Consider the following 12880-nt stretch of genomic DNA (forward strand, 5'->3'; position numbering starts at 1 on the left):
ATCCAAGAGAAGGAGAGTGATGATGGCATCGTCCACCCGCCCCGCCGACGGCGTCCGCCTCTGGACGTCGGGAGACTGGAACGCCCTGTTCGGCCTCGGCACGAACGTGCTCGTGAACCTCCTCGTCATGACGGGGCTCCTGAAGTTCGTCGTGGGCCTGCCCGATGAGCTGACCTTCGGGCGCATCCTGCCGGCCGTCGGCCTCATGCTCTTCGCCGGCAACATCTACTATGCGTGGATGGCACTGAAGCTCTCCAAGCGCGAGGGCCGGCACGATGTCTGCGCGCTGCCCTCCGGCCCGTCCGTGCCGCACATGTTCATCGTGGTCTTCGTCATCATGATGCCGATCCTTGGCCAGACGGGGGATCCGGTGAAGGCGTGGGAGGCGGGTCTCGCCTGGGTGTTCATCCAGGGCTTCATCCTGATCGGCGGCGGCTTCGTCGCGCCGATGATCCGCCGCATCACCCCGCGCGCGGCCCTTCTCGGCACGCTCGCCGGCGTCTCCATCGCGTTCATCTCGATGCGGCCCGCGACCGAGATCTTCATGACCTCGATCATCGGCCTCCTCTGCCTCGGCATCATCCTGGTGTCGTGGTTCGGCGGCGTGCGCTATCCGCGCGGGCTCCCGGCGGGCCTCGTCGCGATCGTCGTCGGCATGGTGATCGCCTGGGTCGCGACCGCGCTCGGCTTCCCCGAGGTCGGCGGCATGAGCGCCGGCGCGCTCGCCTCGAGCTTCGCCCATTTCGGCTTCTCGATCCCGATCCCGGCGATCGGCCACGTCTTCAGCGGGTTCGAGTTCCTGGGCTTCATCCTCGTCACCGCCATCCCCTTCGGCGTCTACGACCTCGTCGAGGCGATGGACAATGTGGAGAGCGCGGAGGCGGCGGGCGACAGCTACTCCACGACCGAGGCGCTGGCGGCCGAAGGCTCCATCTCGCTGATCGGCACGCTCTTCGGCTCGCCCTTCGCGAACGCCGTCTATATCGGCCATCCCGGCTGGAAATCGATGGGCGGGCGGATCGGCTATTCGGCGGCGACGGGGGTGTTCGTGCTCCTCATCACCTGGTTCGGCATCCTCGCCGTGTTCCTCAACCTCGTGCCCGTCGTCGCGATCGCGCCGATCCTCCTCTATATCGGCATGCTGATCGGGGCCCAGGCGTTCCAGACGACGCCGCTCACCCACGCCCCGGCGATCGTGCTCGGCCTCGTCCCGCACCTTGCGGCCTGGGCGAAGACGCTGATCGACGGTGCGCTCGGGGCCGCGAACGTGCAGATGACGCCCGAGCTCGTCGCCGCGATGGCGCAGGGCGGCGTCCTCTATAATGGGCTCGCCGTGCTCGGCAACGGCGCGATCCTGACCGGCCTGGTGCTCGCCGCGATCGGTGTCTTCATCATCGAGAAGCGGCTCGAATATGCGGCGGCGTTCGCGGGCGCGGGCGCGGTCCTCACCTTCTTCGGATTCATGCACGGCGCCTCGGTCGGCGTCGCCGTGTCGCCGATGATCGCGGCATCGTACGGGATGCTCGCGGTCTTCCTCGTCGCGCTCGCCAAGCTCGAGACCTCGCGCGGGTCCGAGCCGGCCTTCGCCCCGGCCGCGGCCGAGTGAGCGCGCCCGACTTCGATGCGGCGGCCTACATGGCCGCCGTTTCGCGGCTCCTCGATCTGTCCATCGCCCCGGCGCATGAGGAGGGTGTGATCGCCTTCCTCAGAATTGCCGAGAGCATGGCCGACATCCTGGAGGCCGTGCCGCTCGACGCGCGCGAGCTGGCGCTGGCTCCCGTCTTCACCCTTCCCGACCGAGGCTGAATTGGATCCTCTCTCCCCCTTCGCTTCCGCCGCCTCCATCGCCGCCGCCGTGCGCGAGGGGCGCGTCACCGCCGCCGCCGTCGCCGAGGCGGCGCTCGCGCGCATTGAGCGGGAGAACGCGACGATCAACGCCTTCTCGGCGGTCACGGCCCGCCGCGCGCTCGCGAAGGCGCGGGCGATCGACGAGGCGCGGGCGGCGGGCAAGGCCCTCGGCCCGCTCGCGGGCGTCCCCTTCGCGGTGAAGAACCTCTTCGACCTCAAGGGGATCGTCACGCTCGCCGGCGCGACCCTGACCGCGGACGACCCGGCGGCGGAGGCGGACGCCGATCTCGTGACCGCGATGGAGCGGGCGGGGGCGGTCTGCGTCGGCGCGCTCCACATGGGCGAGTTCGCCTACGACTTCACCGGCGAGAACGCGCACTACGGCGCCTGCCGCAACCCGCACGACCCGTCCCGCATGACGGGCGGCTCCTCGTCCGGCTCGGGTGCGGCGACGGCGGCGGGCCTCGCGCCGATTTCGCTCGGGTCCGACACCAACGGCTCGCTGCGCGTGCCGGCCTCGCTGTGCGGGGTCTACAGCCTAAAGCCGACCTATGGCCGCCTTTCGCGCGGCGGCACCTATCCGTTCGTCGACAGCCTCGACCATCTCGGCCCCTTCGCGCGCACGGTCGAGGATCTGGCGCTCGCCTATGACTGCCTGCAGACCGTCACGAGCCGCGACCACGCCTTCGCGGGCCGGCCGATCGAGACGAGCTCGGCCGCGCTGCGCCGTCCGGGCCAGCTGCGGGTCGGGGTCCTCACCGACTGGTTCGAGGCGAATGCCGGGTCGCTCGCACTGGAGCGGCGCGACCGGGCGGCGGCGCTCTTCGCGGACCGATGCGAGGTCGCGCTCGGCGACGCGCCGGCGGGGCGGGCGGCGGCCTACATCATCACCAACGCGGAGAGCGCGGCCTTCCACCTGCCGCGCCTGCGCACCGACGCGGACCGGTTCGACAAGGACACGCGCGACCGCTTCCTCGCCGGTGCGATGCTGCCGGCCGCGTGGCTCACCCGCGCCCATCGTGTGCGCCAATGGTGGCTGGAGCGCGTGCTCGCCGCCTTCGAGGAAAGCGGCGCGGACGTGCTCCTCGCGCCCGCGACGCCGGTGAGCGCGCCGCTCATCGGCCAGCGCACGCTGGAGATCGGTGGGCAGGAGGTGCCGCTGCGGCCCAATCTCGGCCTCCTCGCGCAGCCTTTCTCCTGCATCGGGCTGCCGGTGGTGACGGCGCCGGTCTTCGTGGCCGGCGAGGCGCCGCTCGGCGTCCAGCTCATCGCCCGTCCGTGGGATGAGGTGACGGCGCTGCGGGCGGCGGCGCTCCTGGAAGCGGCGGGGATCGCGGCGGCCCACCCGCCGCTGCGCCTCGTCGCCGAGGCGGCCGCGGGGGCCTGAGCCCCGCCTACTTCGCCTCACGGGTGAAGATCGTCCCGATCGCGCCCGGCATCCGCGAGGACCGCCCCATCGTGACGAGCACGAGGAGGGCGAGGAGGTAGGGCGTCATCTGGATGATGTAGGACGAGACCGGGACGCCGTAGATCTGGATGCGGAGCTGCAGCGCCTCGGCGAGGCCGAACATCAGGCAGGCGGCGAGCATCGGGAACGGCTTCCAGCGGCCGACGATGATGGCGGCGAGCGCGAGATAGCCGCGCCCGGAGACCATGTCGTCGTTGAAGGTGCCGACCTGCTGGAGGGTGAGCACCGCGCCGCCGATCCCCGCGATGAGCCCGCACACCACGACGGCGCCGATGCGGGTCGCGACCGGGTCGAACCCTGCCGCGTAGGCGGCCATCGGGTTGTCGCCCACCGCGCGCAGCCTGAGGCCGAGCTGGGTGCGCATCAGGACGATGGTGAGCGGGATCGCGACGAAGAGGCAGAGATAGGTGAGCGGCGGCTGCGTGAAGAGGAGGGGCCCGAGCCCCGGAATGTCGGAGAGGATGGGGATCGGGATGGGGCGCAGGAGGTCGACATAAACGACCGGCGCGCCGCCGCGCCCGAAGAGGGCGCGAAAGAGGAAGCTGGTGAGGCCGACGGCGAGGAGGTTCGCCGAGAGGCCCGTCACCATGTTGTCGGCGCCGAAGCGCACGGTGACGATCGCGATGATGTAGGCGAGCAGCGCGCCCGCGATCGCCGAGGCGAGGACGGCCGCGACCGGCCCCAGCATCGTGTCCGGCAGGATGGCGCTCACGGCGACCGCCCCGAACGCACCGCACAGGAGCATCCCCTCGAGGCCGACCGCGAAGACCCCCGCGCGCTCGGAGATGATGCCGCCGAGACCGGCGAACATCAGCGGCGTCGCGATGCGGATCGCGGACCCAAGGAGGTCGAGGATCATCGCCGCGTCCATCGCTACACCTGTCCCTTCCGGCCGCTGTGGGCCATGGCCGCGAGGATGAAGAGCATCGTGATCCCCTCCATCACGCTGACGAGCGAGGAGGGCACGCCCATCTGCCGCTGCATCGAGAGCGCGCCGACCTCCAGGAAGCCGAAGAAGAGGGAGGCCGGGATGAGGCCGAGCGGGTTGATGCCGCCGAGGAGCGCGATCGCGACGGAGACGAAGCCGAGCCCGTCCGAGTAGCCCTCGATGAGGCGCAGGTGGATGCCGAGCACCTGGATCGCCCCGGCGAGCCCCGCGAGCGCACCCGCGATCGCCATCACGAGATAGGTGATCCGGTCTGGCGAGTAGCCGGCATAGTTGGTCGCCCGCCGGCTCGCCCCGAGGAGGCGGATCGAGAAGCCGAAGCTCGTGCGCCAGAGGAGGACGTGCGCGGCGATCGCGAGCACCACGGCGATCAGGATGCCTATATGGAGGTCGGTGTTCGGCAGGATCTTCGGCAGCCAGAAGGCTTGCGGCAGCAGCGCCGATTGCGGGAAGCCGGCCCCCACCTCGCCGATCGCCCCGTGGAGCGCCTGGGAGACGAGGAGTATCGCGACGAAATTGAGGAGGAGGGTGACGAGCACCTCGTGGACGCGGCGCGTGACGTGGAGGACGGCCGCAAGGCTCGCCCACAGGAGCCCGAACGCCGCGCCCGCGACGAGCGCGAACGGGATCGCGAGCCAGGGCGTCGCGAGCGGCACGGCGAGCGCGAGCCAGGTGGCGCCGAGCCCGCCGAGCGCGATCTGCCCCTCGCCGCCGATATTGATGATGCGCGCGCGGAAGCAGAGCGCGATGCCGACGCCGCACAGGAGGTAGGGCGTCGCCTTGGCGAAACCGCTCGCGATGCGGCGGGGCGTGCCGAACGCGCCCTGCCAGATCGCGCCAAAGGCCGTCACCGGGTTCGCACCGGCGAGCAGGATCAGGAGCGCCGACACCGCCGCCGCGAGGAGGATCGCGAGCGCCACGGCGAGGAAGGGCGTCGCGGCGGTCGCGAGGCGGGCGGCCCGCACGCGGAACGGGTCGTCGAGGCTCGTCGTGTCGTCGCTCATGCCGCCTCGGTCATCGGGGCGCCGACCCCGGCCATCATCGCGCCGATGCGGGCGATGTCGATTTCGGCGCGGTCGACGATCCCCATCAGGCGGCCACGGAAGAGAACGCCGATGCGGTCGCCGAGCACCATCGCCTCGTCGAGCTCTGAGGAGATGTAGAGGATCGCCGCCCCCTTCTCGCGCAGCGCGAGCACCTGCTCGTGGACGAAGCGCGTCGCGCCGGGGTCGAGCCCCCATGTCGCCTGGCAGGCGATGAGGACGCCCGGATTGCGGGCCATCTCGCGCGCGACGACGATCTTCTGCTGGTTGCCGCCCGAGAGCTGCTCCACGCGATCCTCCACCGCCGCCGCCTTGATGGCGAAGCGGCCGACGAGCTCGCGGGCGCGCGCCGCGATGCGCCCGCGCGCGAGGAAGCCGCGGCGGGAGAGGGGCGGATGGCTGAGATCGCGCAGCACGAGGTTGGTGCCGATCGTCATCGACTGGACGAGGCTGGTGGTCGCGCGGTCGGCCGGGATCGTCGCAAGGCCCGCCGCGACGCGCGCCTCGACGCCCTCGGCCGTGACGTCGGTCCCGTCGATCGCGACGGCGCCGCCCCCGGCCTTCGCCATGCCGGCGATCGTCTCGATCAGCTCGGTCTGCCCGTTCCCATCGACGCCGGTGAGGCAGAGGATCTCGCCCGCGCGCACGGAGAGGCTGATGCGCGATCCGGCGATGCCGGGGAGGGCGACGCCGTCGAGGGTGAGGCGCGGCGCACCCATCGCGTGCGCTCCGCCGGCCGCGATCGGGGCGGAGAGGTCGCGCTCGACCATCATCGCGGCAAGGTCAGCCTCGCTCGCCTCGGCGATCGGGCGGCGGCCGGAGACGCGGCCATTGCGCAGGACGACGACCTCGTCGCAGACGGCCATGACCTCGCGCAGCTTGTGCGAGATGAAGACGATGCCGCGCCCCTCGGCGCGCAGGCGCCGCATGAGGTCGAGGAGGCCGTCGACCTCGGGCGGGCTCAAATTGGATGTCGGCTCGTCGAGCACGAGAAGATCCGCGCCGCGAATGATCGCCTTGAGGATCTCGACCCGCTGCCGCGCGCCGAGGGAGAGGGTGCCGACCTCGCGGTCGGGGTCGAGTTCGAGGCCGAGGCGGGCGCTGGTCTCGGCGATGCGCGAGGCGACCTCCGCCGTGCGCAGCCACGCCCCCGCCCCGTCCCAGCCGAGCATCACATTCTCGGTGACGCTCATCTGGTCGACGAGCATGAAATGCTGGTGGATCATGCCGATGCCGAGCGCGGCGGCGGTCTTCGGGTCGTGCCGGGAGAGCTCACGACCCTTGAAGACGATGCCGCCCGCATCGGGCGCCACCATCCCGAAGAGCACCTTCATGAGGGTGCTCTTGCCGGACCCGTTCTCGCCGAGAAGGCCGACGATGCGGCCGCTCTCGACGTCGAGGTCGATCCCGTCATTGGCGAGGACGGGACCGTACCGTTTGACGATGCCGCGCATCTCGAGCAGTCGAAGAGGTGTCGACATGGGGCTCGCCGGTGGGCGTGTCGGTGCCGGGCGGCGGCTCAACGGCCGCCGCGCGCGTCCTCGGGGGTCGGGGTGATCGTGAGCGAGCCGTCCGCGAACGACTTCGAGAGCGCCATCACCGCGTCCGCGACCTCGGCCGGGACCGCCGGGCTGAAGGGCGCGCCGTCGGCATAGACGAGGGCGGCGCCGGTGGTGGCGTCGGCGGTGTTGTAGCCGTACTTCACGAACTCGCCGGAGAGCGTGCCTTCCAGCGTGTTCTTGGCGGCCGCGCCGTACATCTCGTCCCACTTCTCGATGATGTTGGTCAGCACCGCGTCCGGCGCGTTGGCGACGCTCGACAGCGAGCGGCCGGTCACGAACACGCCCTTCTCCTTGGCCGCCTCGATGACGCCGTTCTGGGCGGCGTTGAGCTTGCCGGTGAGGACGTCCGCACCATCGGCGATCAGCGAAAGTGCCGCTTCCTTCGCCGCCGCCGCATCTTCCATGTTCTTCATGTAGACGATGGTGACGGTGATGTCGGGCACGGCCTTCTTCGCGCAGAGGCGGAAGCCGCCGGCCTGGGCGACGATGTTCGGCAGGCCCTCGAGGCCGTAGACGCCGCCGATCTTGCCCGACTTCGACATCATCGCCGCGAGCGTGCCGAGCTGGCAGCCGAACTGCGCGTTGTCATAGTCGATGGACATGACGTTGGGCGAGAGGCCGCCGGCGCCGCCGCCCACGATGAACTGCACGTCCGGGAATTGCGGGCCGACGCGCTGGGCGGCCGAGAGGAAGCGGCCCGAGTGGCCGAGGACGACATTGTAGCCCTGGTCGGCATAGTCCTGCATGGAGGCGACGTCGTCGGCGTCCGGCACGTTCTCCGACACCGCGATCTCGAACCCGAGCTCGCCGATCTTCTGGAGGCCCGAATAGCCGAGCGCGTTCCAGCTCTGGTCGTTGTAGCTGCCGGGAAGGAGCATCGCCGCCTTCTCGTCCGCCGCGTTGGCGGCCGGGGCGAGCGCAAGCGTCACCGCGGCGGTGAGCGCAAGGCCGGCGATCCGGCGATAGCGGTGTGAGGGTTGATGAGGATGGGCCACGGAGAACTCCTCGTCTGTTGGCCGTGGGCGGCCTGAATACTTCACAGCGCAAGCAATTGATGTGCCAGGGAAACGCTAAATCGAGACGATCACGGCAATGGGAGCCTCGCCCGGCAAGCATTGATGCTCGGTGCCGCCGGAGAGGAAGATCGCCGTGTCGCCCGTGACCGAGCCGATCACCGCGCCGACGGCGGCGCGGGCGTGGCGCTCGTAGTTGATGTCGGCGTCCGAGAGCATCGTCGTGCGGCGGCCGCGGATCTTCGGCGCGGCCTCGGCCTTGGCGAAGATCGCGGCGGGGGTCGCCTCGCCCCCGTCGGCGGCGTTCGAGATCGCTTCGGCGACGCCCGCCGCATCGATCGCATCCTTCAGCACCGCGTGCCCGATCCGGTAGCGGCTCGCGGAGCCCGGCGCGTTGCCGAAGAGGAGGATCTCGCATTTCGTCAATTCGCCGCCCGCCGAGGTGGAGGCGACGGTGGAATAGAGCGCCATGTCGTGCGCGATCGCCCCGGCGGTGAGCGTCCCGCGGTCCACCTCGCCGAGCGCGGTCGCGACGCCGAGCGCCATCGCCCCGCGCGCGAACGGCTTCGACCCGTTCGGATCGCGCGTCACGAGGGTCGCGCCGCGGGCGTCAGCGTCCATGATCTTGGCGGGGGACAGGAGCGGGCCCTTCACCTGCACATAGTGGACGTCGGCCGGGTCGGTGATCCCGGCGTCGGCGAGTGCGGTGCGCACCGCCCCGGCGACCTCGTCGACATGGGCGAGCGTGCCGACCTCCTCGGGGAGGATGTCGCGCGTGAAGCCGATGCCGAGGACGAGGCGGGCGGGGCCGTCGGCCGTCATGCCCTCGGTGCGGGTGAAGATCGTTGCGTGCGGGGAGAGGACGCCCTCCGTCCCGCCGGACCAGACGAAGGCGATCCGAGCCGCGACCTCGGCCGGTGACACGCCGAGCCAGGGGGCGAGGAGGTGCGTGAAGGAGACGGTGGCGAGGGCGCGGGTGAAGTCGTTCGCCCCGCCATTCCCCTCGGTCTTGCCGATCACCGCGACGATGGTCCGCGGGTCGAGCGTGCCCGCCTCGATGAGCGCGGCAAGGCCCGACACGTCGTCGGGGCTCGCCATCGCGATCTTGTGGACATCGACATTCATGGTCGCTCTCCCGGCCGTTCCCGGCCTGTTATTTGCCGCCCCAGTGGACGAAGCGGCGTTCGATTCCGACGAAGATGAGGTTCATCGCGTAGCCGAGCGCACCGGCCGCGAAGATCGAGGCGTACATCTCCGGCATGTCGAAGATCATCTGCGCGTTGATGATCCGCCGCCCGAGCCCGTCGCTCGACCCGATGAACATCTCCGCCACGATGACGATGACGAGCGCGATCGAGATGCCCGAGCGCATCCCGACGAAGGTCTGCGGCAGCGATTCCCAGATCGTGACGTCCACCAGGACCTGGATCGGCGAGGCGCCGATCACCTTGGCGGCGAGCTGGCGCTGCTTGCGCGCGTTCATCACCCCGTAGGCGACGTTGAAGAGGATGATGAGGGCCGCGCCGAAGGCGGCGACCGCGATCTTCGCCTCCTCGCCCACCCCGAAGAGGACGAGGAAGAGGGGGAAGAGGGCGGAGGCGGGGGTGGAGCGGAAGAAGTCGATGGTGAACTCGATCGAGCGGTAGAGCGCGCGAGAGGAGCCGAGGATCACACCGAGCGGCACCGCGATGACGAGGGCGACCGCGAAGGAGGTCGTCGTGCGCACGATGGTCTTCCAGAAGTCGGCCCAGAGCGAGCCTTCGGTGAGGCCGTTGACGAACGCGGCCCAGGAATCGCCGGGCGAAGGGAGGAGCACAGGGTCGATGAGGGTGAGCGCGCTCGCCACCCACCAGATGGCGATCAGCACCGCCGCGCCGATGAGCGGCTGGATCGTGCGGCCGATGGCGGCGAGCGGCTTCGGCACCTTCACTTGCGCGCCTCCCGCTGGAAGATCTCGAGGCTCGTCGTCTTCACCTCGATGAATTCCGGCGTCATCGTCGTGCGCTCGTTGCGCGGGCGCGGGGCGGTGAAGGGGATGCGCCCCGCCACCCGCGTCGGCTTCTTGGTGAGGAGGAGCACCTCGTCGGCAAGCTCGATCGCCTCGTCGAGATCGTGGGAGACGAGGATCGTCGTCACGTTCATCTCCGTCAGCACGCGCTGGAGGCGGCTGCGCAGGAACTGGGTCATCTCATAGTCGAGCGCCGAGAAAGGCTCGTCGAGGAGGAGGACTTCGGGGTCGACCACCAGCGCGCGCATGATGGAGACGAGCTGCTGCTGGCCGCCGGACAGTTCGTAAGGGTAGCGCGCGAGATCGATCCGCACGTCGAAGCTCGCGAGGAGCTTTTCCACCCGCGCGTTCCGCTCCGCCCGCGACAGCTTCAGGAATTTCAGCGGGTAGCGGATGTTGTCGATCGCGCGCAGCCAGGGGAACACGGCCTCGCGATAATTCTGGAAGACGTAGCCGATGCGCGTGTCGCGCGCCGGCTTGCCGTCGAACAGGATCTCGCCCTCGTCATGGGGCAGGATCCCCGAGATCATGTTGATGAGTGTCGACTTCCCGCACCCGTTCGGCCCGAACACGGAGAGGACCTTGCCGAAGGGGATGTCGAGGTCGAAGCGGTCGTAGAGGAGCGTCTCGTCGAACCGCTTCGTGAGGCCCCGCACTGTGATGTGGGTGCCGCGCGGGAACCACCGATAGCGGTCGGGGTCGAGCGGCGTCGCGCCGCCCGCCCCCGCGGGCGTGGTCGGCGCCGGCCGGGCGGGCGCCTCCCCGCTCATCAGAAGCGCTCGAGAAGGTCGGTCGCCTTGACCTCGCTCTTCACGACGCCGAGGTCGACGCCGATATCGATGAACTTCTGGAAGTCCTCGATCTCTTCGTCGGTGAGATCGCCCGACATCACGAAATGGGCGAGAGGGACGGTCTCGATCAGCGCCGGCGGGACGCGCAGCTCGGAGAGATATTCGCGCGCGCTCGCATCGTCATTTGCCTCCTTCACGGCCTTCGCCCAGGCCTCGGCGAAGCGCTTGGCGACCTCGGGGCGCTCCTCGAGGAGCTTCGCGGAGACGGCGGCGCCGGCGGCGTAGGCCTCCGCCTTCGGGTCGCCGAGAAGGTAGGTGGAGATGACGCCCGCCTCGAGGCGCTTGCCGAAGCCCTGCGCGATCATGTTGCTCGCGAGTGGTTCCAGCGTGTAGCCGCCGTCGAAATTGCCACCCTGGATCGCGCCCATGTGGTCGCCCATGCCCTGCTCGGCGATGGTGTAGTCCGTGCCTTCCTTGAGGCCGACGGCAGCGAGGACCGCCTTCGCCGCGCCGAGATTGGCCGGGCCGGGCGCGGAGAAGAGGCGCGCGCCCTTGAGGTCGGCGAGCGTCGTCGCCGGATAGTCCGCCGTCACCACGAACTGCTCGGTGATGTATTCCGCGTTCTGGCCGTTGATGGCGATGAATTTCAGCGTGCCGGGCCGCCGCGCCTCGATGTTTGCCCCCTCAAGTGTGACGAGATTGGAGGCGGCGTCGATGTCGCCGGTGACGAAGGCCTGCACCGTCAGCGGGTGGGTCGCGATGATGACGGGCTCGACCTCGAGGCCTGCCTCGGCGAAATAGCCGCGCTTCTCGGCGATGAAATAGGGGAGCGCCGAGCTCGACTGGAACACGCCGATCTTGATGGCGTCGGCCGCCATCGCGGCGGGGGAGAGGGCGCCGAGCGCGGCGGCGAGCGAGAGGGCGGCAATCGTGCGACGGGACGAAGTGAGCATCGTTGGACCTCGTTGCAGGGTGATCGGTGCGTCTAGGCGTGCGTTTCGGTGTCGGGGACGAGCGCGGGGTCGACGCCGTCATAGAGTTCGGTGAGGCGGGCGAGGAATGCGGGCGTCGTCTTGGACAGGGTGTCCGCGACAGCGTCCGAGCCCGGCAGGAGCGTGTCGCTCGCCGCGCGGGAGAAGTCGGCGACGAAGTGGATCCGCCCCTCGCGCTTCTGCGCGATCTCGGCGAGCCAGCCGCGGACGTCGCGGTCGCCGGCGGCGAGACGTCGATCCATGATGGTGAGGGCGAGGCAGGCGCCCTCGATCGCCTGGGTCGCGCCCTGGCCGAGCGTCGGCACCATCGCGTGCGAGCTGTCGCCGAGATAGAGGACGTTCGCGTCGGGCTCGGCGATGGCGGGGTCCGTCTCCTGGATGCGCGCCCAGTGGAGCGCGGAGGCGGGATCGCACACGGTGTCGATCAGCCATTGTCCCTGCGCGCCGGGCGGCGTGTTCTTCGGGCTGTAGGCCGCGCGCAGCGCCTCCCGCGTCTTCATCGCTTCGGGGATCTCGGCGCCGGGATCGATCGGGAAGGTGCCGGCGATGTAGATGTGATCGGGCGGCACGCGGAAGGCGAGGAGGCGGTTCGGCCCGTTGAACCACTGCTCGTAGTCGTCCACGAGCCCGCCGCTGGTGTTCGCGACGAGGGTGCGGAAGATCGCGACGCCGAGCTGGGTGACCGCCGGCGGGCCGGAGAGCGCCTCGCGCACCGCCGAGAAGCGCCCGTCGGTCGCGATCAGAAGGTCGATATCGTCGAGCGTGTGGGTGCCGGCGGGATCGCGCCAGGCGACGCGCGTGCGCCCGCTCCCGTCGTCCATGCGCGCGACGGACCGGATCTCGCAATCATAGCGGATCGCGGGCGCCTCCTCGCGCAGGATCCGGTAGAGCTCGGACCAGCGCAGCCGCCACCCCTCGCTGCGCGAGACGGTGCGCAGCGGCAGGTCGAAGAGCTCGCGCCCGTCGGTCAGCGAGACGCGCCAGGAGCGCCAGGGGAAGGCGGCGGCGGTGATCGCGGCCGCGAGCGGCGGATCGAAGGCGGTGAGCGCCTGCCGCCCGTTCGGGCCGATATTGAGGCCGGTGCCGGCGTGGGTGCGGTCGTCGGCGGAGACCCGCTCCAGGCAATGGACGTCGAGGCCGGGCAGCGAAGAGAGGTGGCGGCTGATGATGGCGCCGGCGACCCCGGCCCCGATGATGACGATCCGCACC

At 70.3% G+C, this 12880-nt stretch carries 12 protein-coding genes; 3 read left to right on the plus strand and 9 right to left on the minus strand.

The genetic code is table 11. The annotated features are described in order from the left end of the window. Positions 1 to 19 precede the first annotated feature (19 nt). Genes DBV35_RS03430 through DBV35_RS03440 form a run of 3 tightly spaced genes read left to right on the plus strand, consistent with a single transcriptional unit; the run spans position 20 to position 3235 of the window. A complete protein-coding gene (locus tag DBV35_RS03430) occupies positions 20 to 1606 on the plus strand; it encodes a regulator (RefSeq protein WP_108658834.1) in 1587 nt (528 codons plus the stop codon). After that, positions 1603 to 1806, plus strand: a complete 204-nt coding sequence (locus tag DBV35_RS03435; protein ID WP_108658835.1) for a DUF4089 domain-containing protein — start codon at positions 1603 to 1605, stop codon at positions 1804 to 1806. The genes DBV35_RS03430 and DBV35_RS03435 overlap by 4 nt, the downstream gene beginning before the upstream one ends. A 1-nt stretch (position 1807) precedes the next feature. After that, positions 1808 to 3235, plus strand: a complete 1428-nt coding sequence (locus tag DBV35_RS03440) for an AtzE family amidohydrolase (RefSeq protein ID WP_108658836.1) — start codon at positions 1808 to 1810, stop codon at positions 3233 to 3235. Positions 3236 to 3242: 7 nt separating this feature from the next. On the opposite strand, the gene DBV35_RS03445 is transcribed toward DBV35_RS03440, so the two are convergent. From DBV35_RS03445 to DBV35_RS03485, 9 genes are all read right to left on the minus strand, one after another. Beyond that, positions 3243 to 4187, minus strand: a complete 945-nt coding sequence (locus DBV35_RS03445) for an ABC transporter permease (protein ID WP_108658837.1) — start codon at positions 4185 to 4187, stop codon at positions 3243 to 3245. Between the two features lie 2 nt (positions 4188 to 4189). After that, the gene (locus DBV35_RS03450; protein ID WP_157961557.1) at positions 4190 to 5266 is read right to left on the minus strand and encodes an ABC transporter permease; all 1077 of its coding nucleotides are present in this window, start codon (positions 5264 to 5266) and stop codon (positions 4190 to 4192) included. Further along, the gene (locus DBV35_RS03455) at positions 5263 to 6786 is read right to left on the minus strand and encodes an ABC transporter ATP-binding protein (protein WP_108658839.1); all 1524 of its coding nucleotides are present in this window, start codon (positions 6784 to 6786) and stop codon (positions 5263 to 5265) included. The genes DBV35_RS03450 and DBV35_RS03455 overlap by 4 nt, the downstream gene beginning before the upstream one ends. 38 nt (positions 6787 to 6824) lie before the next feature. Then, positions 6825 to 7862, minus strand: a complete 1038-nt coding sequence (locus DBV35_RS03460; RefSeq protein WP_108658840.1) for a BMP family protein — start codon at positions 7860 to 7862, stop codon at positions 6825 to 6827. A 75-nt stretch (positions 7863 to 7937) separates the two neighbouring features. Continuing rightward, positions 7938 to 9005: a cyanuric acid amidohydrolase gene (gene atzD / locus DBV35_RS03465; protein WP_108658841.1), complete on the minus strand. Its 1068-nt coding sequence runs from the start codon at positions 9003 to 9005 to the stop codon at positions 7938 to 7940. Positions 9006 to 9033: 28 nt separating this feature from the next. Further along, a complete protein-coding gene (locus DBV35_RS03470; RefSeq protein ID WP_108658842.1) occupies positions 9034 to 9810 on the minus strand; it encodes an ABC transporter permease in 777 nt (258 codons plus the stop codon). Beyond that, on the minus strand, positions 9807 to 10658 hold the full coding sequence (locus tag DBV35_RS03475; RefSeq protein ID WP_108658843.1) for an ABC transporter ATP-binding protein: 852 nt from the start codon (positions 10656 to 10658) through the stop codon (positions 9807 to 9809). The genes DBV35_RS03470 and DBV35_RS03475 overlap by 4 nt, the downstream gene beginning before the upstream one ends. Next, complete coding sequence (locus DBV35_RS03480; RefSeq protein WP_108658844.1) at positions 10658 to 11632, minus strand: ABC transporter substrate-binding protein; 975 nt, start codon at positions 11630 to 11632, stop codon at positions 10658 to 10660. Before DBV35_RS03480 ends, DBV35_RS03475 begins: the two co-directional genes overlap by 1 nt. A gap of 32 nt (positions 11633 to 11664) precedes the next feature. Then, on the minus strand, positions 11665 to 12879 hold the full coding sequence (locus DBV35_RS03485; protein ID WP_108658845.1) for an FAD-dependent oxidoreductase: 1215 nt from the start codon (positions 12877 to 12879) through the stop codon (positions 11665 to 11667). Position 12880 lies beyond the last annotated feature (1 nt).

The organism is Acuticoccus kandeliae (genome assembly GCF_003073115.1).